This is a genomic window from Agrobacterium sp. FDAARGOS_525 (assembly GCF_003938925.1).
GTDB lineage: Bacteria > Pseudomonadota > Alphaproteobacteria > Rhizobiales > Rhizobiaceae > Agrobacterium > Agrobacterium pusense.
Genome location: NZ_RKIU01000003.1, coordinates 2,244,927 through 2,267,820, shown reverse-complemented (window position 1 = coordinate 2,267,820; position 22,894 = coordinate 2,244,927). Strand labels below are relative to the sequence as shown.

The following is a 22,894-nucleotide window of genomic DNA, read 5'->3' as shown; positions in this document are numbered from 1 at the left end:
GCCGGCAGACACGAACGTCTGCGCGGCGTTCCTTTCCGATTTTCCGGCCGCGACAGAAACATGCTTGCGGAAAAGAAGACGTTTCATGCAGGACCATGCCGAAAGACTGTACTACGCCCTGAAGAGAAGCTGGTCGGGCGAGACCAGCGGCCTCTGGTCGCGCGAAAATCCAGCCAGGGGGCAAGGAAGCGTCACTGCCCTGGTGGTTCAGGACATTTTCGGCGGCGAAATTGCGAAAACCGCTGTCAGCGGCGCGCAACACTTCTACAATATCATTGATGGCGTCCGCTGGGATTTCACCTTCACCCAATTCGATCTGCCGGTGGGTTATCAGGATCATCCCGCCAATCGGACGGAAGTCATGGCGACGATAACGCCGCTGCAATATGCCTATCTCAGCGCCTGCATTCGAAAGGCACTCGGCCACGGCTGAACGGCTTGCAAAAAGGACAGCCCATTGCTGTTCGATCCGCACGGCATGGAGGTCAACCGGCGCGCTACACTTCAAGACCAAGATTTATGTTTCCCGCAAAGCGGACACAATCCACGCGATGATATTGCTTGGCGAAATGGTTGTACCCACAGGAGAGACATTTAATGAGCGAGAGTTGTCCGGTTCTGACACCGGCAGAACGGCAGGTTCAGGATATATTGGAACGCAACGAAGCGGCGATGATGGCGAGTGTTCATGCAGCGGTTGAGCGCGCCAGCAAAGAAGTCGCCGAAGCATTCGAGGCGGCCGGGTCAGACATGCAGCCACCACCCCGGGATTATTTTGCCGCGGTCGCGCATCAACAGCTCTTTTTGTTGTTATGCGGGGCCGACCCGCAGACCTTCGAGGGCGGCGACCCAGAAATCGCCGGTCATATCATTCGGAATGCTCAAAACATAACGGAGCACTACTGGAAACGATAATGCGCCCGAATGTCGCCGGCAGGTGACGCCGATCTGTAAGGAGAGAATGTCACACGAAGCAAGAGACGTGTTCTGTACTTGACAGGGTATGCCGGTCACGGATGGAATGCTCCGCCGTCTCGCGTCATAGGGCCTTCATCATGCCCGGTTAAGCAGGCGCAAAATCGGGAGACTGCAATGGATTCGACCGCACAGATCAAGCGCCCTAAGCTCGCAGAGACCGTCATTCATGCAACAGCCAGCGTAAGAGACTCGAGCATCGGCAGATGCTGCGAGATTTTGGCCGATACCTCGCTGCATAATGTTGAGCTCGGAGACTACTCTTATCTTGGTCCCCGCTGCATGGTGGGGGATGCGATCATCGGGAAGTTCTGCGCCATCGCCGCGGAGGTCAGGATAGGCGCTCCCAACCATCCGATGGACCGGCCATCCATGCACCGTTTCAGCTACTGCCCTGAATATTACTCTGCCGATGCGGTGCGCGACGATGCCTTTTTCGCGCAGCGGAAGCAGGATCGCGCCGTTATCGGTCACGATGTCTGGATCGGACACGGGGTCATCGTCCTGCCGGGCGTCAAGGTGGGAGACGGCGCGGTGCTGGCCGCCGGCGCCGTGGTGACCAGGGACGTGCCGCCCTATACCATCGTCGGCGGCGTACCTGCAAAAATCATTCGCGAGCGCTTTTCACGATCAATTGCGCAGAAGCTTACCGCTATTGCCTGGTGGGACTGGCCCTTCGAGACGATCATGGCGCGGCTTGGCGACTTTCAGTCAAACGATATCGAAGCGTTCTGCGAGCGCTGGTCCTAGCACGGGGCCAATGTCGTTTCTGTCGTGAACAGAAACTCCGCCGCTCCTTATTCGAACACGAAGGCCAGCCGCTTGCCCGTCAGCTTCGCCAGTTGCTGCAAACGTCCGTCCAGCCGCTCGCCGGCAAAATCGCAATAATCATGCGGCACCACAAATTCCAGATCGAGATCCGGATTATCTGTCTTGCGGAATTTCAGGTGATCCACGACACCCGGCATGGAGGCTGAAAAAAGATATACGACGCGCAGCAGGCCGCCCAGCAGTTTGGCGAGTTCCTGCAGACGCTCCCCCGCCATGGCGGCAAGCGGCTCGGTGGTGCCGTTGTCGTTCAGGCCTTCAAAGCGGTAATAATTGGCAAGTGCAATATAGGCGCGCCCGGGATGGGTGATCGCCACGAAGGACGAGTGGGCGATGATATTGAGCGCCTGCAGACCGCGGTAATCGGGATGCGCGCGCCAGCTGATGTCGGCCAGCAGGCAGGCGGCCTGCCGATAGCGGCTTTCCTCTTCCGTCTCGTCAATGCCGAAAACCGGGAAGGTGCGACCGCTCCAGTCCGCCAGTTCTCGCGCATGCTCCGGAGAACGGGCGCGCAGAATGGCAAGTTCGTCGGCGGCAACCAGCAGCGGATCGGATTCGCGCTCCGCCTCCGTCAGCAGCGAATAAAGGTAACCCTCGCGTACGCCCTGTGCGGAAAAAGCGATCCTGGCCGGCTTCATCATCTTCAGAACTTCGCGCATGGCGATGGCACCGAATGGCAGGAGCGAGCGGCGGTTCTTGGAGACCGCCTGCCAGGCGGGATCCTTGCTATCCCGGGAGACGATGACCTCCTCGAGGAAATTCAGCATTTCCTCCAGCGGCAATTCATAGCCCTGCATCATGTGCAGGGGATAACCGGATATCTCCATATGCAACTTGGCGATATTTCGCCAGGTGCCGCCGACGGCGTAAAAGGTGCGCCCCTCACCCGCCGCCAGAAGTTTGGCGAAGGATTTGACGTGCTTTCTGGCAATGGTCGCCGCTTTTTCCAGCGAGCCGTCCGATTGCTCCGAAAGCCGCAGACCGCCAAGCGGCAGGGTGATGCCTTCGCCGCAGCTCTTGCCCTTGATGTCGATCAGTTCCAGCGAGCCGCCACCGAGGTCGCCGGCGATGCCATCAGGATCATGGAAACCGCTGATCACGCCATAGGCCGAATAAAGCGCTTCCTTCTCACCCGACAGAACCTCGATCTCGCAGCCGAGGATGGCTTCGGCCTCACGAATGAAATCGGGACCATTTTCCGCTTCTCGGGCCGCGGCCGTGGCCAGCACATAAAGCTGCTGCGCCTGCGCCTGCTCGGAGAGGGCGTGAAAACGCCTGAGCGCCAGGAGCGCGCGGCTCACACCTTCCTCATGCATGCGCCCCGTCAGCGCCAAACCTTTGCCAAGCCCGCAAAGCACCTTTTCGTTGAACAGCACCGCAGGCGCGCGGGAAAGACCTTCATATACGACAAGACGAACGGAGTTCGAGCCAATATCTATGACGGAAACGGGGGCAAGGCCGGTCAGCCGCCCCTGTGCTTCTGATCGAGTCATTCAGCCTGTTTCTTGCGGGACGAAATCAACCCGGCAATCAATTTGGGCGCACTGGATTTCAGGGCTTCACCACGTCCGGAAAGGCTGGGATTGGTCATGAAATAGTGCTGCGCGTTGAACGGTTCTTCGCCTTTACGCACCTCGATGCGCCTCGACGTTCCGTCCGCAAGTATCTCGTAGCTCTGCTGGTTGTCAATGAGATTGCCCAGCATAATCTGTGAAAGAACCTGCTCATGCACGGTGGGATTGGTCAGCGGCACCAGCGTTTCCACGCGGCGGTCGAGATTGCGCGGCATCATGTCGGCGGAGCCGATATAGACCAGCGCCTTGTCCGACGGCAGGCCGAAACCATTGCCGAAGCAGAAGATGCGGCTGTGCTCCAGGAAGCGGCCGACGATGGATTTGACGCGGATATTGTCCGACAGGCCGGGCACCTGCGGGCGCAGGCAGCAGATGCCGCGCACGACGAGGTCCACCTCAACACCGGCGGCGCTGGCATGGTAGAGCGCATCGATGATCTCCGGATCGACAAGCGAATTCATCTTCATCCAGATTGCCGCCGGCGCGCCGCGCTTGGCGTGCTCGATTTCCTCGTGAATATGCTTGAGGATGCGCGCGCGTAGCGTATAGGGCGAGACGGCCAGCTTCATGCCCTCCTCCGGTTCGCCGTAACCCGTGATGAAGTTGAAGATATTCGCCATATCGTGGGCGATCTTCGGGTTGCAGGTGAAGAAGGACAGGTCGGTATAGATCTTCGCCGTGATCGGGTGATAGTTGCCCGTGCCAAGGTGGCAGTAGGTCCTGAGCTTGCCATCCTCGCGGCGCACCACCATCGACATCTTGGCGTGGGTCTTGAGTTCGATGAAGCCGAACACGACCTGCACGCCGGCGCGCTCCAGATCGCGCGCCCAGCGGATGTTTGCTTCCTCGTCGAAACGCGCTTTGAGCTCGACCAGCGCGGTGACGGATTTACCTGCTTCCGCGGCGTCGATCAGCGCGCGAACGATCGGGCTGTCGTTGGAGGTGCGGTAAAGCGTCTGCTTGATGGCGAGTACTTCGGGATCGCGCGCAGCCTGCAGGAGGAACTGCACCACCACGTCGAAGCTTTCATAGGGATGGTGAACCACCATGTCCTTTTCGCGGATAGCAGCGAGGCAATCGCCGGCATGTTCACGAACGCGCTCCGGGAAACGGGCATTGTAGGGCTCGAATTTCAGGTCGTCGCGCGGGGCGCGCACGATTTCCGAGATAGTGTTGAGCGCGAGAAGACCGGGCAGAACGGCAACGCGATTATCCGGCACACCGAGTTCATGCACCACGAACTGCCTGAGCGACTGCGGCATTTCGCTGTCGGTCTCGATGCGGATGACGGAACCGCGGCGGCGGCGTTTCAGCGCGCTTTCAAAGAAGCGCACCAGATCTTCGGCCTCTTCCTCCACCTCGATATCGCTATCGCGGATGATGCGGAACGTGCCGGAACCGCGAACGGTATAGCCGGGATAGAGCCGGTGAATGAACAGACCGACCACATCCTCGAGCGTGATGTAGCGGATGGCGTTCTTTTCATCCGGCAGACGCACGAAGCGGTCGAGCGCCGGCGGCAGGCGCAAAAGCGCCGTCATCGGCTCGCGGCCGTTGACGCTGTCCAACTGCAGGCCCATGGAAAAGCCGAGATTGGGAATGAAGGGGAACGGGTGCGCCGGATCGATGGAGAGCGGCGTCAGCACCGGGAACATGCGTTCCTCAAACTCGGTTTCCAGCCAGTTGCGATCCTCATCCGAAAGCGCAGCCGGGCGTACGATGTAGATTTCTTCCTTGGCAAGATATTGCTGCAGAACGGCAAGCGAGGCCTGCTGCTCCATCTGCAGGTTGTCGATTTCCTTCAGAATATCTTCGAGCTGTTCTGCCGGAGTCTTGCCGTCCGGGGTCCTGACGGTGATCTTCTGGCGCACCTGACCTTCGAGGCCGGCGACGCGAACCATGAAGAACTCATCGAGATTGGCCGCCGAGATGGACAGGAAACGCAGCCGCTCCAGCAGCGGGTGATCGGTGTTCAGCGTTTCCTCAAGGACACGGCGGTTGAACTGGAGCCAGGAGAATTCGCGGTTGATGAAACGCGCGGGGCTATCCCAGAGGTTCTCGCCCTCAGTCTGCGGCTGAACCTTGTTGAAATCTTCCTGCGCGACAGCGTCCATGCCCTGTTCCATCCCCTGACCAATTTCCAATCCGTGATCCTGCTGCATCCCGCGATCGTCCTTCTTGCCCGTATAACAGTTTGACGACGGAACTGTGACAGTCAATCGTCGTCCGGTCCGTTATGTCTCTCGGCATTGTCCATCGCGTTGAGGACTTCCGCCACCAGTGGGCGGGTGATCCTCGTTCCGCGCGAAAGCGCCAGCCTGTCGATCCGCTCTACGATCGTCTGCGCCGTATCGAGCGAACGTTCCATTCTGTTGACGATGTAGCCTATAAGTTTGTCATCCATGTAAAGCTGCCGGTCAGCGAAGAGCTTCACCAGCACCTGCGCCAGCAACGCCTCGTCCGGTTCACCCGTTTCCACTACCGTCACGGCCTTGAGGCGCGAGCGCAGATCCGGCAGCGTGACGGGCCAGGCCGACGGCCATTGCCGGCTGGTCATCAGAAGCGTCGTGCCATTCTGGCGTACGCTGTTGATGACATGGAAGAGTTCGGTATCGTCAAAACCACGCCGATCGGCGTCCTCGAACAGCACCGCCCCCCTTTCGGCCGCGCGCGCGGCATCCGCGCCCGCTTGCGGATGAATCTCGCGGGCCTCGCTGATATTTTTCCAGATATTGGCAAGGTGCGATTTTCCGGAACCGGGCGGCCCTGCCAGCACGACCACCGGCGAGGGCCAGTGCGGCCATGCGTCAACGAGGCTGACGGCGGCCTCCAGCGAAGCCGACACGAGGAGATCCTCCCGGCCGGAGGCGGACGGATGCGAAAATGCGAGCGGCAGCTGCTCGGCCTTCGACCGGGCGTTGTCGGTTTTGATTGGGTCAGTCATTGTCAGCTCTGAGAGTCAACCTTGCCGGAGGACGTTTCCCTTTCTTCCAGGGTGAGGTTGGCTTCCCAGGGAAGGTTGGCGGCGTGCCCGTGGTAAAGATCGCTTTCAAGATACCGCGACAAGGCGAAGCGGACAAGCACGCCGACCGCCGCCGCAGCCGGCACCGCGACGAGAAGCCCGACGAAGCCGAAAAGCGCGCCGAAAGCGAAGAGGGCAAACATCAGCCAGACAGGATGCAGGCCGACGCTGCTGCCGACAAGTTTCGGCTGCAGGATGTTGCCTTCGATGAACTGGCCGGAAAAGAACACGACCAGGGTCAGTACGACATAGAGATAATCCGGCCAGAACTGCACGATGGCGACGCCAACCGCCAGGATCAGGCCGACCATGGAGCCGATATAGGGAATGAAGCTGATGAGGCCCGAAAAAAGGCCGATCAAAAGGCCGAAATTCAGCCCGACCAGCGACAGGCCGACGGCGTAATAAACCCCGAGAATGAGGCAGAGCGAGCCCTGCCCACGCACGAAACCGGCAATGGTCTTGTCCATGTCGCGGGCGATCTGGCGCACCGTGTGCACGTAATCGCGCGGTATCCAGCTGTCGACCTTGTCGATCATCCGGTCCCAGTCAAGCAACAGGTAAAAGGCGACGACGGGGGTGACCACCAGGAGCGACACGACATCGACCAGCGATTTCCCGGAATTCCATATCTGCGTCAGCAATGTGCCGATGAAACCCGCACCTTCGGTGAGGAGTTTCGAGAAGTTCTCCTTTACCGCGTCGATCTGGCTGCTCACCCAATCCGGCAGGAGATTGGTATCGGCGCCGGCGATCAGCTGCTGCAGCGACGAGATATATTGCGGGATGCGCGTGATGAATTCCGAGGCCTGGGCGGCAATGAGCGGAATGATGATGATGAGCGACAGCGCGAAGACCAGCACGAAGGAGATGAGAATGACGACTGTGGCCATCAGCCGGCTGAGGCCGCGCCTCTCCAGCCAATCGGCCACCGGATCGAGAAAATAGGCTAGCGCCATGCCAGCCACGAAAGGCAGGAGAATGGAGCTGAAGACCATCAGGAAGAGGATAAAGACGGCAAGCACGCCGATCCAGAAAAACACCTGCCGGCGCAGGCTGGTACCGCTTACATGGGGTTGCATCCGTTCATCCTTCTGTCACCGCATCGTCGTCCCGCATCATGGAGATAGGATGGGCGTGGGCACATGGTCAAGACTGCGTCGGCAAAGGGATAAGGGGGGCTGAAAAAGCCGGCAACGCAGAATATCCGGTCCCACCTTCGCCGCATTGCGGCAAATGCTGCCGAGAGCGGCCATCGCGGAACGTCAAAGCCGTTAAAAACCGGAGGTTTTGCCACTCAAACCCTTGCATCAGGCCCCGTCCCGTGCGAATGGCGACGCCAAAGGAACCAGCGGAGACGAGAGCCATGAGCCAGTCGGGCAAGAACGGTCTTACCTATAGTGACGCAGGGGTGGATATCGACGCCGGCAATCTGATGGTCGAGAAGATCAAACCGGCGGTGCGTTCCACGCGACGTCCCGGCGCGGACGGCGAAATCGGCGGCTTCGGCGGCCTGTTCGATCTGAAAGCCGCTGGCTTCACCGACCCGGTTCTGGTGGCCGCCAATGACGGCGTCGGCACCAAGCTGAAGATCGCCATCGACGCAAACTATCACGACACCGTCGGTATCGATCTCGTCGCCATGTGCGTCAACGATCTCGTGGTTCAAGGTGCAGAACCGCTGTTCTTCCTCGATTATTTTGCCACCGGCAAGCTCGATCCCGACCAGGGCGCTGCGATCGTTTCCGGCATCGCCGCCGGCTGCCGCGAATCCGGTTGCGCGCTGATCGGCGGCGAAACCGCTGAAATGCCGGGAATGTACTCAGATGGTGATTACGACCTCGCGGGCTTTGCCGTGGGCGCGGCCGAACGCGGCCAGCTTCTGCCCGCCGGCGACATTTCCGAGGGCGACGTCATTCTTGGCCTGTCCTCATCCGGCGTCCACTCCAACGGCTTCTCGCTGGTGCGCAAGATCGTATCGATCTCCGGGCTCGACTGGGATGCACCCGCTCCCTTCGCCGATGACAAGAAGCTGGGCGAAGCGCTGCTGACTCCAACCCGCATCTATGTGAAGCCGCTCCTGAAGGCGATCCGCGAGACCGGTGCGCTGAAGGCACTGGCGCATATTACCGGCGGCGGTTTCCCGGAGAATATTCCGCGCGTTCTGCCCAAACATCTCGCCGCCGAGATCGATCTCGAAGCGATAGAGGTTCCCGCCGTCTTCTCCTGGCTTGCGAAAACCGGTGGTGTCGAAGCAAAGGAAATGCTGCGCACCTTCAATTGCGGCGTCGGCATGATCGTCGTGGTTTCGGCTGAAAATGCCGAAAAGGTCACCGAAGTTCTGACGGCCCAAGGCGAGACCGTCTTCCCGCTCGGCCGCATGGTCGCCCGTGAAGAAGGCGCGCATGGCACGATCTACAAGGGCGCCCTCGCCCTATGATGCCCGCCGCCCTGTCGTCCGGCCGCAAACGTGTCGTCGTTTTCATCTCCGGCAGCGGCTCCAACATGGTGTCGCTGGTAAAGGCCTGCCAGACGGCGGATTTTCCGGCGGAAATCGCCTGCGTGATCTCGGACAAGGCAACTGCCGGCGGGCTGGAAAAGGCACGGGGTTTCGGCATTCCGACCCTCGTCTTCGAACGCAGGACCTATGCGAGCAAGACGGAACATGAGGGCGCCATTCTGGCCGCTCTTGGGGAGATTGCGCCTGACATCATCTGTCTCGCCGGCTATATGCGGCTGATCTCGGGGGATTTCATTGCCCCCTATGAAGGCCGCATCATCAATATCCACCCTTCCCTGCTGCCGCTTTTCCCCGGTTTGCATACGCATCAGCGTGCCATCGACAGCGGCATGAAGATTTCCGGCTGCACGGTCCATTTCGTCACCGAAGGCATGGATGAGGGCCCGACGATTGCGCAGGGGGCTGTGCCGGTTCTTTCCGACGACACGGCAGATACCCTGGCTGCGCGGATCCTCACCGTCGAGCACCAGCTCTATCCACTGGCGCTGAAATTACTCGCCGAAGGCAAGGTACGGATGGAAGGCGGAAAAGCCGTTTTCGACAAGAGCGAAAGTAAAACCGAGTATTCCATCCTTGTCTCTGCCTCGTGATGTAGCTATTCCTAAAGTACATAGATAAATCAGAATTGGTATCTTCGGTGAAATAAACCGATCATTTACCATAATCGTCTTTAATGACCGCAACGGCCTCTACTTCAGGCCCTCCGGACGTTCAGGAGCGATTATGCGATTTTCGAGATTTCCCCTGCCGCTTTCTGCGGCTTTACTGATGGGTACCTGCCTGCCACTGGCCGCCGAACAAAACGGCATTACGGCTTCACTGGATGCCGGCGTTCTCAATCTCCGGGCGACGGAAACTGTTCATCTCGGTGGCCGCAAGGTGAGCGAACTGGAATGGGAAACGAAAAACGCCGTGGCGTTGCGCGGCTCGCTCGGCCTTGAACTAGCGCCCGGCTGGCGCGTCAAGGCGGAAGGCCGCATCGGTTTTGAAGGCGATGGCTACATGACCGACTACGACTGGGTATGGCCCTTTTCGAAAGACAGCTCCAAGGAGAATTGGAGCGATCGCTCCCAGCATGATGACACACGGCTCGACCATTATTTTTCGGGAGGCCTCGAACTCAATCGCACATTGCTGGAGGATCCGCAGCAATATCTCAGCGCGGGCGTCGGTTTTCGCTACACCGATGTGCAATGGTCGGCCTATGGCGGCAACGCCGTTTACAGTGTTTTCTCCCGCCGCGATTTCTCAGGCAAATTCAAGGATGGCCTCAAGGGAATCACCTATCGCCAACAGATACCGGTTTTCTACGGCAACCTGACGGGCGGCCAGAGATTCGGCAACTGGTCGCTCAATCTCGGTCTCGAAGGTGGCGCCATGGTCTACGCCAAGGCGACTGACGATCACTGGCTGCGCGACATGCGCTTCACTGACAAATTCGACGTTGCCGGCATGTTCGGGGTGAAGGCAGGCGTTGCCTATGACGTGACGGAAAACGCCTCGATCTACCTCGACGGCGCTTACGACTATACCAGCCTCGGGCGCGGGAACACGCATTATAGCGGCGCGGGCGCCGGAAGCCTGTCGTCGGAGAAGAACGCTGGTGGCGGCGACTTACAGTCGATTTTCGTGGGTGCCGGCGTCAGAGGGCGATTTTAGCGTCGATGGCCGTATCCGTGGGTTAGTTCACTGGATATGCTCAAGCCGCCCCGCCTTTAAAGCCGGTCGCGATTCAACATCGCCCATTGCAGCAGAATGATCGTCTTCGAATCCGTAATTTCACCCGAGGCGATCATTCCGAAGGCTTCGTCGAGACCGTAGGTCAGAACCTCGATATCTTCGCCTTCATCCTCCAGTCCGCCACCGCTGCCGGCCTGCACGTCGAGATCGATGCGGGCGACGAAGAGACTGACCTTTTCCGTCAGCGTGCCAGGGCTGGCATACATGTCGAAGAGGTATTCAACTTTTTCGACGGCGTAACCGGATTCCTCCATCGCCTCGCGGCGGATTGCATCAGCGGCATCGTCGCCATCGAGAAGCCCTGCCGGAACTTCGATAATGAAGTTCGGGTCGCCGTTGACGAAGGCGGCGGGGCGAAACTGGCGTACCATTACCACGCTGTCGCGTTTCGGGTCATAAAGGAGAATGGCGGCGGCGAGGCCGTGATCATGGACCTCCCTCACAATACGGATCGTCTTGCCGTCAGGCATGCGCTGGTCAAAAACGAGCTTCTGCAGATGCACGAAGCCCTTCCAGACGGTTTCCTTTTCCACCAGCCGGATCCGGTCAGTCCCGGCAGCGGGCGACTTTAAGAGCGACACGTTCATAGGAGTCTCCGAAAGATGATGAAATCTCAGGCGGTCAGGGAGGCGCGGTTCAACGCCGCCCATTGCAGCAGCATGATCGTCTTGCCATCGCAGATCTCGCCCGTCTCGATCATCTTCATGGCGTCGTCCAGCGGGATTTCCACGACCTCGATATCCTCGTCCTCATGGGCCGCACCGCCGCCTTCTTCGACACGATCCGAAGATTCGACAATCGCGGCGAAGAAATGAATGATCTCGGTGACAGAACCGGGCGACATGAACGATTTGAACAGGAACCGCACGTCCCTCACGACGTAGCCCGTTTCTTCCGTCACCTCGCGGCGAATGGCTTCGGCCGGGTTATCGCCGTCCAGCAGGCCGGCCGGGGCTTCGAGGAGCCAGCCGTGATGACCGTTCACATGGGCCGGCATGCGAAACTGCCGTACCAGGACAACCGTCTGGCGTCGTGGATCAAACAGCAGGATCGTCGCGCCGTTGCCACGGTCATAGGCTTCGCGCCTGATGACTTTCGTTTCGCCACGGGAATTGGTGTAATTGTAGGTTACGTTGCGGAGGTGATACCAGTTCTTTGAAAGCGTTTCGTCTTTCAGAATTTCAATTTTCACGTTGTCGAACTTCGTCATTCAAAATCTTCCGTCAGCTTTTGCGCAGCCAAACCTTGTTGTCGTGAAATGCCGCGCCGCCATAGGGAGCGACGGCGTCGGCACCGGTCAGCACGTTGATGCCCTCGCCGTCCAGATGCGCCTTGTTCGGCCATAGCCCTTCGGCAATGAGCACTCCCGGCCTAGCACCTTCCACGATTTTCGCGTGGAGCCGGACCTCGCCTCGCCCGTTGCCGATGCGGACGATATCGCCATCAGAAATGCCGTTGATGGCGGCATCCTCAGGACAGATCATCAGTTCCGGGCGCCCTTCCTTCTGCACGGAGGTTTTGGTTTCCGCGAAAGTGGAATTCAGGAAGTTGCGCGCCGGCGATGTCGCCAGTCGGAAGGGATGGTCAGCATCCGCAACCTCGATGACATCGACCTGATCCGGGAATTTCGGAAATTCCGACACCGGCCCCATCACGCCGATGTTCTTCGGCGGCTTGTTGGGAGAAGGCCCCGTTGCCCAATCGGGGCTGAAACGGAACTTCCCGTCACCGTAACCGAAGCCTTCAAGATAATGCGCGACCTCGAACGGTGGCTGCGCATCGATCCATTTCTCTTCGGCGAGCGTATCGAAGTCGCCCCAGCCACTGACTTTCAGCATATGATCGACATGATCGCGCGCTGAAAGGCCAAAGCCCGGCATGTGGTCGATCCCGAGACGCTTTGCCAGCTCCTCGATGACGAAGAGGTTGGTACGCACCGTTTCGGGCGGCTCCACCAGTTTAGGACCAAGCAAGATGTGATTCTGGCCGCCGGCGCGGTAAATGTCGTCATGTTCGAGGAACATGGTGGCGGGCAGCACGATATCGGCAAGCTCGGCCGTTTCCGTCATGAATTGCTCATGCACGGCGACGAAGAGATCATCGCGCAGGAAGCCCTGCTTCACCAGCCTCTGTTCGGGAGCGACATTGACCGGATTGGTGTTCTGGATGAGCAGCGCCGTCACCGGACCGCCATGGCGCAGCGCTTCGGCGTTCCCCGTCAGCACGCGGCCGATCTGCGACTGGTCGAGCTGGCGCACGTCGGGGTCGGCATAGGCCGTGCCCATGAGCTCCGCCTTGTTGAGCCGGAAGATGTCGCCATTATTGTGGAACGCGCCGCCGCCCTCATATTGCCAGGAACCGAGCACCGTGGCGATCGAAAGCGCTGCATGCATGGCGACCGCGCCGTTGCGCTGTCGGGCAAACCCATATCCGAGCCGGAAGAAGGTCTTTTTCGTGACGCCAACCAGCCTCGCGAAATCCTCGATCTCGTCGACCGAAAGGCCCGTGATCTCTGATGCCCACTGCGGCGTCTTCGTCTTCAAATGCGCCTCGAGCCCGGCCGGGTCGTCGGCGAAGCGCGCCATGTAACCACGGTCGGCGTAACCGTCGCGGAAGGCGATGTGCATCACGGCGCAGGCCAGCGCCGCATCCGTGCCGGGTCGGACGACGAGGCGCATATCCGCCTGTTTCATGGTCGGATTGTCATAGATGTCGACCACGACGATCTTCGCGCCGCGTTCCTTGCGGGCCTTGACCGCATGGGTCATGACATTGACCTGCGTGGCGACCGCATTGGTGCCCCAGATGACGACGACATCGGCCTTGCCGATCTCGCGCGGATCGGGGCCGCGCAAGGCGCCCGTGCCCATCACATAGCCGGTCCAGGCCATGTTGGTGCAAATCGAGCCGAAGAAGCCCGAATATTTCTTGGCGTGGCGCAGCCGCTCGATGGAGTCGCGCTGCACCTGCCCCATGGTGCCCGCATAGAAATAAGGCCAGATGGCCTCCGCGCCGTGCCGGGCTTCTGCCTTCACAAAAGCGTCGGCGACCTCGTCCAGCGCCGCTTCCCAGGAAATTTCCTGCCAGTCACCCGCCCCTTTTGCGCCCTTGCGGCGCTTCGGGGTCAGCAGACGACCGGGATGATAGATGCGCTCGGAATACCGCGCCACCTTGGCGCAGATCACGCCGGCGGTGTAGGTGTTGGCATTGGCGCCGCGCACACGACCGATGCGGCCATCGGCATTGATATCGACCTCCAGCGCGCACGCGCTCGGACAGTCATGCGGGCAGACCGTGTGTCCGATACGGACTTCGGCCTTCAGGGCGGCTTTTTCAGCGGAAATCGGGGTCGCAACGTTCATGTCTTTTGTATATTGCATCAACGATGCGGCAAAAAGGCCGAAGTGACGTCCATCAAGAATATTCATCCTGACCATTCATCCGGATAAACGGCAAGCGAGACACATCCATGAACTACCGCCACATTTATCACGCCGGCAATTTCGCGGATGTCCTCAAACATGCCGTTCTCGCCCGCCTCGTGCGTTACCTGCAGAACAAGGACAAGGCCTTTCGGGTACTGGACACCCATGCCGGCATCGGTCTTTACGACCTGACCTCTGAAGAGGCGCAGAAAACCGGCGAATGGCAGACCGGCATCGGAAAGCTGATGGAGGGTGATCTGCCCGACCCTATCGCCGAGCTGCTGGAACCCTATCTTGCCGCAGTAAAGGAACTCAATCCTGAAGGCGGTGTCAAATTCTACCCCGGCTCACCGAAACTCGCGCGTATGCTGTTTCGCCCGCAGGACCGGCTTTCGGCCATGGAACTGCACCCGGATGACAGCCGCGCGCTCGCGCGGCTATTCGAAGGTGACTATCAGGTGCGGGTGACCGAGCTCGATGGCTGGCTGTCGCTTGGCGCGCATCTGCCGCCGAAAGAAAAACGCGGCCTCATCCTCGTTGATCCGCCATTCGAGCGGGAGAATGAATATCAGCGCCTGGCCGATGGCCTGAACAAGGCCTATCGCCGCTTTTCCACCGGCACCTATTGCCTGTGGTATCCGCTCAAGAAAGGCGCGCCGATCAAGGATTTCCACGAGCGGCTGCAATCCTTCGAGATTCCGAAGATGCTATGCGCGGAACTTTCCGTCAGGAGCGACCGGCTGGATGGGCTGAGCGGCTCCGGCCTCATCATCGTCAATCCGCCCTACACGCTGAAAGAAGAGCTGCACACGTTGCTGCCTTACCTCAAGACAAGGCTGGCGCAGGACAGGTTTGCCTCGCAACGCGCCTTCTGGCTGCGCGGCGAGGAAAAGCCGGAAGACGGCTGAGTTACCTCAACCCTTCCCTTTTCTGCGCCGCGGCCAGCTGTGATCTTTCGAAGAAGAGGATCACGAACAGCGCCATGATGAAGGGGATGATGAGGTAAAACAGGCGGAAGACCAGGAGCGCCGCGATGACATCGGCCGGGTTCATGTCCGGCAGGCCTGTAACGAAGACGAGTTCCAGCACGCCCAATCCGCCCGGCGCATGCGAAATGAGCGCTGCGGAAAACGACACCAGAAATATGCCGAGAATAACCATATAGCCGGGATTGCCGGCTTCCGGCAGCGCGAAATAGATGATGCCCGCCGCGCCGATCAGCTCGATGGGGCCAATGACCAGTTGCTGCGCCACAAGCTTCGGCGCCGGGTATGGCAACACGAAGGAGCCGATCTTCAGAGGCTTCAGCCTGAGCAGGCTGCCGAGAACATAAAGGCTGACGAAAAAGAGCAGCACGACGCCTGTCGTGGTCGAGGCTTCGACCGGCAGTATGCCCGTGAACCGTTCAGTGATGTCAGGCTCGTAAAGCAGCACCAGTCCGATGAGCATGATCGTGCCGATGAGGAAGGTGAAAGAGCAGAGGCCGACGAGAACGCCCACTTCCGCCACACTTAGTCCCTTCGACGTATACGCCCGATATCGCACCACGGCGCCCGAAAACACCGACGCGCCGACATTGTGGGACAGCGCGTAGGTGGTGAAGGAGGTGAGCGTGATGAAGAGCCAGTTCACCTTGCGGCCAAGATGCTGCAACGCGATGCGGTCATAACCGGCAAGCGCCGCATAGGCCAGCAGGGTGGAGAGACCCGAACACAACCAGTCCCGCACCCGAATGGCCTTCAGGCTGTCCCAGAGATCATCAAGCGACAGGCCGCGCAATTCGTGAAAGAGCAACCAGGCGGAAAAGCCGATCGTCGCAAAGCCAACGACGGGCCAGATATATTTCTTGAATTTCATGCGGTCATGCCCGCCTATTTCCTCCAGCTTCACCCCAGCCTGTTCCGTCTTTTGCGGAGATTCGTTCGACTCTATTCGTTATGCGGCGAAGCTTTCAACCTTTTCATCAAAGATTGGCGGTTTGCCCCGTTCACAAGTTGATGTAAGACCGGATCGTCGCCTGCCGGCGATATGAGGTCGTCCATTTTCCGGGGAACGTACACGGAATGAAGCGTTATGCCGGTTTCATCGCCCTGGGCCTTCTGTCGCTCGGCGCCTTATGGTTCGCGCAGCAAAATCCGGCCCCAACCACACCGGCCGACCGGCAGACACAACCCCAATCGCAGACCGCCGGCAATTCCTGGCCGGATGCTCCAGGGCGCGTGGTTTCTCAAGCGAAGCCGGATAAGAGGCCTCCGCCGCGCGGAAGCGGCTTCGATTTTTATGTGCTCTCGCTTTCATGGTCACCGGCATTCTGCGCCAGTTCCGAAGGCTCGGGCAACCGACAGCAGTGCGGCAGCGACAGGCGTTACGGATTCGTGGTGCACGGGCTATGGCCGCAGAACGAAAACGGCTATCCCGAATTCTGCCGAAGCGACGAGCCTGAGCGCGTGCCGGACGCGATCGGCCGCACCATGTTCGACATCATGCCCTCCATGGGCCTGATCGGCCATCAGTGGCGCAAACACGGCTCCTGTTCCGGCCTGTCGCAGCGAGACTATTTCTCGGCGACGCGGGCCGCCTTCGAGGCCATCCGGCTGCCGGAAAGAATCGCTTCCGGCGCCGAAACAGCCGCGCTTTCCGCCGATGCGATAGAAACCGCCTTTACCGATGCCAATCCCGGCCTGTCGAAACGCGGCATTTCCATCAGCTGCGACGGCAAGCGCCTCGAAGAAGTGCGCATCTGCCTTAACCGGGACATGACATTCCGCGATTGCCCGGAGCTTGACCGCAAGGGCTGCCGCGCGAGTTCAACCGAAATCATCCCCATTCGCTGATCAACCCACAGGGACCCAACCATGGAACTGCTCTATTCGCCCGCCTCCCCCTACTCCGCCAAGGTGCGCATGGCGGCCCGTCATCTCGACATCGACATAACCTCCGTTCGCGTTGACACCAACGCCGAGCCGGCCACGCTGATGGACAATAATCCGCTGGGAAAGATTCCGGTGCTGCTGCTTGATGATGGCGGATCGGTCTACGACAGCGTGGCCATCATGCATTATCTCGACCGTCTTTCAGGCGGCAAACTCTACCCCAAAAAGAGCGGCAAGCGCACGGATGTGGAAATTCTGGAGGCACTGTGCGACGGCATCATGGATTGCCTGCTGGCCATCGTCTACGAGCGCCGTTTCCGACCGGAAGAGAAAATTCACCAGCCCTGGATCGACAAGCAGTGGAGCAAGGTGGTGCGCGGGCTCGACCATCTCAACGCCAACCTGCCGAAGACCGGCAAGAAGCTGCACGGCGGCCATTTCGCGCTGGCTGCGATGATCGGTTATCTAGACCTGCGTTTTGCGGGCGAGTGGACCGAAGGACGCGATGCGCTGGCGGCGTGGCCGGAAACCTTCGGCAAGCGTTTCGAGGCCTATACGGAAATGAAGGCCGCCGCCTGACGTGACCGCGCAGAACACCCGGCTTTTGGCCGGGCGTTCAACGGCAAATCACAGACACAAAAAAGCCGGGGCATGACCCCGGCTTTTCTTTGACCGATCCGGAAAGGATCAGAACTTGACGCCGATACCGGCCTTGACCGAGTGGTCGTCATAACCGCGCGAGAAGGCGTCGTTGCCGAGCGTATAGTCCTTCTTCTGGTAATCGCTGTAGCGATATTCCAGACGGGCGGTGATATTGTCGGTCACCATGGCTTCCACACCGGCACCAACCGTGTAACCGAGAGCCGTGGCGCTGTCCTTGTTGACGCCGTCACGAACCTTGTTGTCGGAGACAGCAAGACCGGCCGTACCATAGAGCAGGAACGGGTTCATGTCGTAACCAACGCGGCCACGCAGCGAGCCGTTGACGCCCTGCTTGCCTTCGACCGAGCGACCTGCAACCGTACCGGCGGAACCGCGCTCGTCACCCATGTTGACGTCAGCTTCGGCACCGTAAACGATCTGGCCATTCTGCCAGTTGTAACCGCCGTACAGACCGCCGCCGGCGCCCTTGGCGTCACGGCCGTCGTTGCTGGAGCTGAAACGGCCCCAATCGTAGTTGACGGTACCACCGAGGTAAGCGCCGGACCAGTCCTTGACCGGTGCTGGCTGGTCGTAGGAAACCGGTGCCTGCGGCACTTCGTTTACGGCGTCAGCGGCGTGAGCAGCCGAAAAGCCAGCGGCGGCCATGGTCGAAGCCATAAGAGTTGCTACGAAAATACGCATGTTATTCTCCTTTCAGGACCGCTCTGCACTCAAAACATTGTTTTCAGACGCGGCATAATTCGTCGGGTTGATCGCCCCTCTGGAAACCAAATTTGATGGGAGAATGCGGAGATCAAAGAGCCAAAATGTGAATTGTTTGGGGCAGACGCGTGACTAGAATTAGACGTTGCCTAATTGCCACAAGGGTTTTATTAACCCTAACAGAAGGCTAAACAAAAATAGATCGCCTTTAAACTTCGTTATATTAAAATTAAACCGAAATTGCATTGTGAATAAAAAATCGCCCAATTCTTTTCGGGCCGAGTGACAGCTTGCGATTTGCATTTATATCCAGCAAATAGGGCGTGTAAGAGCAAATGCAGGTCCGCTGTGAAAGAAGATATACCGAAGACAGTCTTGATTACCGGGGCCGCGCGGCGGCTTGGGCGCGCTATCGCCACCGATCTGGCCAGCCACGGCTTTGCGATCGCGGTCCATGCCAATGAATCGATCGCGCAGGCGGAGGAATTCGCTAACGAAATAAGGCAGAAAGGTGGCAGGGCTGCAGCCGTTCAGGCGGACCTGACACAATCAGCCCCGACAGCGGCGCTCATCGAAAAGGCGACTTCCGCCCTCGGCCCCATCGGCGTCGTCGTCAACAATGCGTCTGTTTTTCTCGGCGACACGGCGGAAGCGCCTGACCCTGATATCTTCGATGCGCATTTTGCCGTTCATGTGCGGGCGCCTTCCCTCATCGCCGCCGCCTTTGTCGAACAATTGCCCGCCGATAAATCCGGGCTGATCGTCAATATCATCGACCAGCGTGTGCTTGCGCTCACGCCACGCTTTTATTCCTACACCCTTTCGAAATCAGCGCTTTGGACCGCCACACGGACGATGGCGCAGAGCTTCGCGCCGCGCGTCAGGGTGAATGCCATCGGGCCTGGGCCCACCTTCAAAAGCGAAAGACAGGCGCCCGAGGACTTTCAGGCGCAGATCGACGGCCTTATATTAAAGCGTGGTCCTGCGCCGGACGAGTTCGGGCGGACGATTCGCTTTCTTTACGACACGCCGTCGGTCACCGGACAAATGATCGCGCTCGACGGCGGCCAGCACCTTGGCTGGGAAACCCCTGACGTGGCGGAGATACCTGAATGAACGGAAAGAAGCTGCCTGATGGCGGTATTCTCTTCGATGACACCGACGACGAAGATGACGATGCAAGCCTTGCCGCAACGGAAACGGCCGAGGCTCCGCGCGACGTCGCCGGCATGGACTGGAATGCGGGATGGAAGAACGAATCCGGCCTGAAGGGCATGGACCTCATTGGCGAATTCGTCAAACACCTGCCCAATGCGCCGGGTGTCTATCGCATGTTCAACGAGGCGGGCGACGTGCTTTACGTCGGCAAGGCACGCTCGTTGAAGAAGCGCGTCGGCAATTATGCGCAGGGCCGCGTGCATTCCAACCGCATCGCCCAAATGGTGCGTCACACCACGCACATGGAATTCGTCACCACCCGCACGGAGACCGAAGCGCTTCTTCTGGAAGCGAATCTAATCAAGCGCTTGCGGCCGCGATTTAACGTACTTCTGCGCGACGACAAGTCCTTCCCCTATATTCTCATCACCGCCGACAACCGTGCCCCAGCGATCTTCAAGCACCGGGGAGCAAGGGCGCGCAAGGGCGACTATTTCGGACCCTTCGCGTCCGCCGGCGCGGTTGGCCGCACGATCAATTCGCTGCAGCGCGCCTTCCTGATACGCACCTGCACAGACAGTGTGTTCGAAACCCGCACCCGTCCCTGTCTTCTGTACCAGATCAAGCGCTGTTCCGGGCCCTGTACGCATGAGATCAGCGACGAGGGCTACGCGGAGCTGGTCAAGGAAGCCAAGGATTTCCTGTCCGGCAAGAGCCAGAGCGTCAAGACCGCAATTGCGCGACAAATGAACGAGGCTTCCGAAGACCTCGATTTCGAGCGCGCCGCCATCTATCGCGACCGGCTGGCGGCACTTTCGCACGTACAGAGCCACCAGGGCATCAACCCCGCCGGCATTGAAGAGGCGGATGTCTTCGCCATCCACCACGAAGGCGGCATTTCCTGCATTCAGGTGTTCTTTTTCCGCACCGGCCAGAACTGGGGCAACCGCGCCTATTTCCCCAAGGCCGATCCGTCCCTGCCCGGCTCGGAAATTCTCAACGCGTTTCTGGCGCAGTTCTACGACGACAAGCCGGTGCCGAAACAGATCCTGCTTTCCGAAACGGTGGAGGAACAGGAACTGCTGGCGGCCGCCCTCGGGGAGAAAGCCGGGCACAAGGTCACGATCAGCGTACCGCAGCGCGGCGAAAAGAAGGACATTACCGATCACGTGCTTGCCAACGCCCGCGAGGCGCACGGCCGCAAGCTCGCGGAAACATCGTCTCAGGCGCGGCTGCTGAAGGGCTTTGCCGAGACTTTCGGCCTTGCCTACGTGCCTCGGCGGATCGAAATCTACGATAACTCGCACATCATGGGCACCAATGCGGTCGGCGGCATGGTGGTGGCGGGGCCGGAAGGTTTCGTGAAGAACCAGTATCGCAAGTTCAATATCAAATCGACCGACATCACGCCGGGCGACGATTTCGGCATGATGCGGGAGGTGATGACCCGCCGCTTCTCACGCCTGCTGAAAGAAGAAGGAAAGCCGGATCGCGAGCGCATACCGACAGCAGAAGAAGCTGCCGACATGCCCTTCCCCGCCTGGCCGGACGTGATCCTGATCGATGGTGGTCAGGGGCAGATGACGGCGGTGCGGGCCATCCTCGACGAACTCGGCATTCGCGACTGCGTGACCGCCATCGGCGTCGCCAAAGGCATGGACCGCGAGGCGGGCCGTGAACGTTTCTTCGCGGACGGGCGCAGCGATTTTTCCCTGCCGCCACGTGATCCCGTGCTCTACTTCATTCAGCGCATGCGTGACGAGGCGCACCGTTTCGCGATCGGATCGCACCGGGCCCGGCGCAAGAAGGAAATGGTGCGCAATCCGCTGGACGAAATCTCGGGAATCGGACCGGGGCGCAAACGTTCGTTGCTGCAGCATTTTGGAACCGCCAAGGCGGTTTCCCGCGCGGGCCTCAATGACCTGATGGCCGTCACCGGCATTTCCGAGACGGTGGCGCGGCAAATTTACAATCACTTCCACGAGAGCGGCAGCGATTGACGCAGAACGGCGGGGCTGACCTGCTAAAAAAACATAATCACGTGTTGACGCTATGCCCTAGCGGCGGCATCAAGGCAGCTGATCTCAGACTGACAGGTTTCCCCATGGCTTCGCGCGCATACAGCATTCCCAACCTCCTCACCTATGGCCGGATTCTCGCTGTTCCGGTCATTGTCCTTTGCTTTTACGTTGAAGGAAAACTGGAGAGTTCGGATTTTGCGCGCTGGACGGCACTGTGGCTGTTCATCATCGCCTCGCTGACCGATTTTCTTGACGGTTATCTGGCACGCATCTGGAACCAGACTTCGAATATCGGCCGCATGCTGGACCCGATCGCTGACAAGCTGCTGGTCGCATCCGTCCTGCTTCTGATGGCGGCCGACGGCACCATTGCCGGCTGGTCGCTCTGGGCGGCCATCACCATTCTCTGCCGTGAAATTCTTGTTTCCGGCCTGCGCGAATATCTGGCGGCGCTGAAGGTCAGCGTTCCCGTCACCCGCATCGCCAAATGGAAGACCACCATCCAGATGGTCGCCATCGCTTTCCTGCTCGCGGGTCCTGCTGGCGACAAGGTTCTGCCATACACGACCGAGATGGGCATCACGCTTCTCTGGCTGGCCGCAGCGCTCACCATGTATACCGGTTATGATTACTTCAAGGCTGGCCTCAAGCACATCGTGGACGAAGAATGATGACACGGATCGTTTATTTCGCCTGGGTTCGCGAGAAGATCGGCACGGATGAAGAGGAGCTGGACCTCCCTTCCTCCATCACTACGGCCGGCGAGCTGATTGCCTGGCTTGCGACACGCGGTGAAAATTACGAGGCTGCCTTCGAATTTCCCAATGTCATCCGCGTTGCGGTCAATCAGGAACACGTCGAGCATGATGAAAGCATCGTCGGCGCGCGCGAGATCGGCATATTCCCACCGATGACGGGGGGATGAGCGAATGCAGCCGACCGTCCGTGTCCAGGCAGAGGATTTCGACGCTGCGGAAGAAACCCGCCGGCTGACGGAAGGTGACAGGAGCATCGGCGCGGTTGTCGCCTTCACCGGGCTCTGCCGGGATGATGGCGGCACGCTCGCGGCGCTGGAACTGGAACATTATCCCGGCATGGCGGAAGCGGAAATGACGCGCATCGCCAAGCTCGCGATGGAACGCTTCGGCCTGCTTGGCCTCACTGCCATCCATCGCCACGGCAAGATCGCCACGGGCGAAAATATCGTCCTCGTCATCGCCGCTTCATCGCATCGACAGGCGGCCTTCGATGGCGCGAATTTCGTGATGGACTACTTGAAGACATCTGCGCCGTTCTGGAAAAAGGAACATGGCAAGGATGGAACGGCGGGCGAGTGGGTTGCGGCAAAGACAACCGACGATACGGCCAGGGAAAAGTGGCGATAATGCCTTG

The 22,894-nt window shown here is 59.5% G+C and carries 23 protein-coding genes; 14 read left to right on the top strand and 9 right to left on the bottom strand.

Annotated features, from left to right (window positions below):
• The first annotated feature begins 85 nt into the window (after positions 1 to 85).
• The 3 genes from EGT36_RS12475 to EGT36_RS12465 all read left to right on the top strand — a co-directional run bounded on the left by EGT36_RS12475 (position 86) and on the right by EGT36_RS12465 (position 1,725).
• Positions 86 to 433, top strand: coding sequence for a YunG family protein (locus EGT36_RS12475; protein WP_004441141.1), 348 nt, complete (start codon positions 86 to 88; stop codon positions 431 to 433).
• Between the two features lie 164 nt (positions 434 to 597).
• Entirely contained in the window at positions 598 to 915 is a 318-nt protein-coding gene (locus tag EGT36_RS12470) for a hypothetical protein (RefSeq protein WP_037088981.1), read from the top strand.
• 177 nt (positions 916 to 1,092) lie between these two features.
• Positions 1,093 to 1,725 (top strand): DapH/DapD/GlmU-related protein, encoded by a 633-nt coding sequence (locus EGT36_RS12465; RefSeq protein ID WP_004441138.1) that lies wholly within the window; start codon positions 1,093 to 1,095, stop codon positions 1,723 to 1,725.
• A 47-nt stretch (positions 1,726 to 1,772) separates the two neighbouring features.
• On the opposite strand, the gene ppx is transcribed toward EGT36_RS12465, so the two are convergent.
• From ppx to EGT36_RS12445, 4 genes are all read right to left on the bottom strand, one after another.
• Positions 1,773 to 3,296 carry an exopolyphosphatase gene (ppx, locus tag EGT36_RS12460; protein ID WP_004441136.1) on the bottom strand — a complete coding sequence of 508 codons (1,524 nt, stop codon included), beginning with the start codon at positions 3,294 to 3,296 and terminating at the stop codon, positions 1,773 to 1,775.
• Positions 3,293 to 5,491, bottom strand: coding sequence for an RNA degradosome polyphosphate kinase (locus EGT36_RS12455; protein ID WP_034496238.1), 2,199 nt, complete (start codon positions 5,489 to 5,491; stop codon positions 3,293 to 3,295). The genes ppx and EGT36_RS12455 overlap by 4 nt, the downstream gene beginning before the upstream one ends.
• Positions 5,492 to 5,592: 101 nt before the next feature.
• A complete protein-coding gene (gene hdaA, locus EGT36_RS12450) occupies positions 5,593 to 6,321 on the bottom strand; it encodes a DnaA regulatory inactivator HdaA (RefSeq protein ID WP_004441132.1) in 729 nt (242 codons plus the stop codon).
• A 2-nt stretch (positions 6,322 to 6,323) separates the two neighbouring features.
• On the bottom strand, positions 6,324 to 7,481 hold the full coding sequence (locus EGT36_RS12445; protein WP_004441130.1) for an AI-2E family transporter: 1,158 nt from the start codon (positions 7,479 to 7,481) through the stop codon (positions 6,324 to 6,326).
• A 284-nt stretch (positions 7,482 to 7,765) separates the two neighbouring features.
• Here EGT36_RS12445 and purM point away from each other — a divergent pair, with 284 nt between their 5' ends.
• The 3 genes from purM (at position 7,766) to EGT36_RS12430 (ending at position 10,579) form a co-directional block, all read left to right on the top strand.
• Positions 7,766 to 8,839 carry a phosphoribosylformylglycinamidine cyclo-ligase gene (gene purM, locus EGT36_RS12440; protein WP_035207698.1) on the top strand — a complete coding sequence of 358 codons (1,074 nt, stop codon included), beginning with the start codon at positions 7,766 to 7,768 and terminating at the stop codon, positions 8,837 to 8,839.
• Complete coding sequence (purN, locus tag EGT36_RS12435) at positions 8,836 to 9,510, top strand: phosphoribosylglycinamide formyltransferase (RefSeq protein WP_037088980.1); 675 nt, start codon at positions 8,836 to 8,838, stop codon at positions 9,508 to 9,510. The genes purM and purN overlap by 4 nt, the downstream gene beginning before the upstream one ends.
• Before the next feature lie 133 nt (positions 9,511 to 9,643).
• Positions 9,644 to 10,579, top strand: coding sequence for an omptin family outer membrane protease (locus EGT36_RS12430; protein ID WP_037088978.1), 936 nt, complete (start codon positions 9,644 to 9,646; stop codon positions 10,577 to 10,579).
• A 56-nt stretch (positions 10,580 to 10,635) separates the two neighbouring features.
• Here the strand turns inward: EGT36_RS12430 and EGT36_RS12425 are convergent, their stop codons facing one another.
• Genes EGT36_RS12425 through EGT36_RS12415 form a run of 3 tightly spaced genes read right to left on the bottom strand, consistent with a single transcriptional unit; the run spans position 10,636 to position 14,088 of the window.
• On the bottom strand, positions 10,636 to 11,247 hold the full coding sequence (locus tag EGT36_RS12425; protein ID WP_125270441.1) for an NUDIX domain-containing protein: 612 nt from the start codon (positions 11,245 to 11,247) through the stop codon (positions 10,636 to 10,638).
• A 26-nt stretch (positions 11,248 to 11,273) separates the two neighbouring features.
• Positions 11,274 to 11,870 carry an NUDIX domain-containing protein gene (locus EGT36_RS12420; protein WP_037088975.1) on the bottom strand — a complete coding sequence of 199 codons (597 nt, stop codon included), beginning with the start codon at positions 11,868 to 11,870 and terminating at the stop codon, positions 11,274 to 11,276.
• Positions 11,871 to 11,883: 13 nt separating this feature from the next.
• Positions 11,884 to 14,088 carry a molybdopterin-containing oxidoreductase family protein gene (locus tag EGT36_RS12415; RefSeq protein WP_037088974.1) on the bottom strand — a complete coding sequence of 735 codons (2,205 nt, stop codon included), beginning with the start codon at positions 14,086 to 14,088 and terminating at the stop codon, positions 11,884 to 11,886.
• A 41-nt stretch (positions 14,089 to 14,129) separates the two neighbouring features.
• Here EGT36_RS12415 and EGT36_RS12410 point away from each other — a divergent pair, with 41 nt between their 5' ends.
• Positions 14,130 to 14,993: a 23S rRNA (adenine(2030)-N(6))-methyltransferase RlmJ gene (locus tag EGT36_RS12410; protein ID WP_006700183.1), complete on the top strand. Its 864-nt coding sequence runs from the start codon at positions 14,130 to 14,132 to the stop codon at positions 14,991 to 14,993.
• 1 nt (position 14,994) lies between these two features.
• Here the strand turns inward: EGT36_RS12410 and EGT36_RS12405 are convergent, their stop codons facing one another.
• Complete coding sequence (locus tag EGT36_RS12405) at positions 14,995 to 15,942, bottom strand: lysylphosphatidylglycerol synthase domain-containing protein (protein WP_004441121.1); 948 nt, start codon at positions 15,940 to 15,942, stop codon at positions 14,995 to 14,997.
• A 206-nt stretch (positions 15,943 to 16,148) separates the two neighbouring features.
• Here EGT36_RS12405 and EGT36_RS12400 point away from each other — a divergent pair, with 206 nt between their 5' ends.
• Both EGT36_RS12400 and EGT36_RS12395 read left to right on the top strand, forming a co-directional pair.
• On the top strand, positions 16,149 to 16,919 hold the full coding sequence (locus tag EGT36_RS12400) for a ribonuclease T2 family protein (RefSeq protein WP_037088973.1): 771 nt from the start codon (positions 16,149 to 16,151) through the stop codon (positions 16,917 to 16,919).
• A gap of 21 nt (positions 16,920 to 16,940) precedes the next feature.
• Positions 16,941 to 17,537 (top strand): glutathione S-transferase, encoded by a 597-nt coding sequence (locus EGT36_RS12395; protein ID WP_037088972.1) that lies wholly within the window; start codon positions 16,941 to 16,943, stop codon positions 17,535 to 17,537.
• A 108-nt stretch (positions 17,538 to 17,645) separates the two neighbouring features.
• Here the strand turns inward: EGT36_RS12395 and EGT36_RS12390 are convergent, their stop codons facing one another.
• Entirely contained in the window at positions 17,646 to 18,302 is a 657-nt protein-coding gene (locus EGT36_RS12390; protein ID WP_004441118.1) for an outer membrane protein, read from the bottom strand.
• A gap of 369 nt (positions 18,303 to 18,671) precedes the next feature.
• Between EGT36_RS12390 and EGT36_RS12385 the strand changes: the two genes are divergently transcribed.
• From EGT36_RS12385 to EGT36_RS12365, 5 genes are all read left to right on the top strand, one after another.
• Positions 18,672 to 19,439: an SDR family oxidoreductase gene (locus tag EGT36_RS12385; protein WP_037088971.1), complete on the top strand. Its 768-nt coding sequence runs from the start codon at positions 18,672 to 18,674 to the stop codon at positions 19,437 to 19,439.
• Positions 19,436 to 21,481 carry an excinuclease ABC subunit UvrC gene (gene uvrC, locus EGT36_RS12380; protein ID WP_022555955.1) on the top strand — a complete coding sequence of 682 codons (2,046 nt, stop codon included), beginning with the start codon at positions 19,436 to 19,438 and terminating at the stop codon, positions 21,479 to 21,481. The genes EGT36_RS12385 and uvrC overlap by 4 nt, the downstream gene beginning before the upstream one ends.
• A gap of 104 nt (positions 21,482 to 21,585) precedes the next feature.
• The gene (pgsA, locus tag EGT36_RS12375; protein ID WP_004441114.1) at positions 21,586 to 22,173 is read left to right on the top strand and encodes a CDP-diacylglycerol--glycerol-3-phosphate 3-phosphatidyltransferase; all 588 of its coding nucleotides are present in this window, start codon (positions 21,586 to 21,588) and stop codon (positions 22,171 to 22,173) included.
• Positions 22,173 to 22,427 carry a molybdopterin converting factor subunit 1 gene (moaD, locus tag EGT36_RS12370; RefSeq protein WP_006700176.1) on the top strand — a complete coding sequence of 85 codons (255 nt, stop codon included), beginning with the start codon at positions 22,173 to 22,175 and terminating at the stop codon, positions 22,425 to 22,427. Before pgsA ends, moaD begins: the two co-directional genes overlap by 1 nt.
• Before the next feature lie 4 nt (positions 22,428 to 22,431).
• Positions 22,432 to 22,887: a molybdenum cofactor biosynthesis protein MoaE gene (locus tag EGT36_RS12365; protein WP_022555953.1), complete on the top strand. Its 456-nt coding sequence runs from the start codon at positions 22,432 to 22,434 to the stop codon at positions 22,885 to 22,887.
• Positions 22,888 to 22,894 lie beyond the last annotated feature (7 nt).

Coding starts and splice junctions, on each gene's coding strand:
- EGT36_RS12470 (WP_037088981.1), top strand. CDS start 598: ATGAGCGAGAGTTGTCCGGTTCTGACACCGGCAGAACGGCAGGTTCAG.
- purN (WP_037088980.1), top strand. CDS start 8,836: ATGATGCCCGCCGCCCTGTCGTCCGGCCGCAAACGTGTCGTCGTTTTC.
- EGT36_RS12445 (WP_004441130.1), bottom strand. CDS start 7,481: ATGCAACCCCATGTAAGCGGTACCAGCCTGCGCCGGCAGGTGTTTTTC.
- EGT36_RS12400 (WP_037088973.1), top strand. CDS start 16,149: ATGAAGCGTTATGCCGGTTTCATCGCCCTGGGCCTTCTGTCGCTCGGC.
- purM (WP_035207698.1), top strand. CDS start 7,766: ATGAGCCAGTCGGGCAAGAACGGTCTTACCTATAGTGACGCAGGGGTG.
- EGT36_RS12465 (WP_004441138.1), top strand. CDS start 1,093: ATGGATTCGACCGCACAGATCAAGCGCCCTAAGCTCGCAGAGACCGTC.
- moaD (WP_006700176.1), top strand. CDS start 22,173: ATGACACGGATCGTTTATTTCGCCTGGGTTCGCGAGAAGATCGGCACG.
- EGT36_RS12425 (WP_125270441.1), bottom strand. CDS start 11,247: ATGAACGTGTCGCTCTTAAAGTCGCCCGCTGCCGGGACTGACCGGATC.
- hdaA (WP_004441132.1), bottom strand. CDS start 6,321: ATGACTGACCCAATCAAAACCGACAACGCCCGGTCGAAGGCCGAGCAG.
- EGT36_RS12405 (WP_004441121.1), bottom strand. CDS start 15,942: ATGAAATTCAAGAAATATATCTGGCCCGTCGTTGGCTTTGCGACGATC.
- EGT36_RS12430 (WP_037088978.1), top strand. CDS start 9,644: ATGCGATTTTCGAGATTTCCCCTGCCGCTTTCTGCGGCTTTACTGATG.
- EGT36_RS12365 (WP_022555953.1), top strand. CDS start 22,432: ATGCAGCCGACCGTCCGTGTCCAGGCAGAGGATTTCGACGCTGCGGAA.
- EGT36_RS12410 (WP_006700183.1), top strand. CDS start 14,130: ATGAACTACCGCCACATTTATCACGCCGGCAATTTCGCGGATGTCCTC.
- EGT36_RS12395 (WP_037088972.1), top strand. CDS start 16,941: ATGGAACTGCTCTATTCGCCCGCCTCCCCCTACTCCGCCAAGGTGCGC.
- EGT36_RS12475 (WP_004441141.1), top strand. CDS start 86: ATGCAGGACCATGCCGAAAGACTGTACTACGCCCTGAAGAGAAGCTGG.
- uvrC (WP_022555955.1), top strand. CDS start 19,436: ATGAACGGAAAGAAGCTGCCTGATGGCGGTATTCTCTTCGATGACACC.
- EGT36_RS12455 (WP_034496238.1), bottom strand. CDS start 5,491: ATGGACGCTGTCGCGCAGGAAGATTTCAACAAGGTTCAGCCGCAGACT.
- EGT36_RS12390 (WP_004441118.1), bottom strand. CDS start 18,302: ATGCGTATTTTCGTAGCAACTCTTATGGCTTCGACCATGGCCGCCGCT.
- ppx (WP_004441136.1), bottom strand. CDS start 3,296: ATGACTCGATCAGAAGCACAGGGGCGGCTGACCGGCCTTGCCCCCGTT.
- pgsA (WP_004441114.1), top strand. CDS start 21,586: ATGGCTTCGCGCGCATACAGCATTCCCAACCTCCTCACCTATGGCCGG.
- EGT36_RS12420 (WP_037088975.1), bottom strand. CDS start 11,870: ATGACGAAGTTCGACAACGTGAAAATTGAAATTCTGAAAGACGAAACG.
- EGT36_RS12415 (WP_037088974.1), bottom strand. CDS start 14,088: ATGAATATTCTTGATGGACGTCACTTCGGCCTTTTTGCCGCATCGTTG.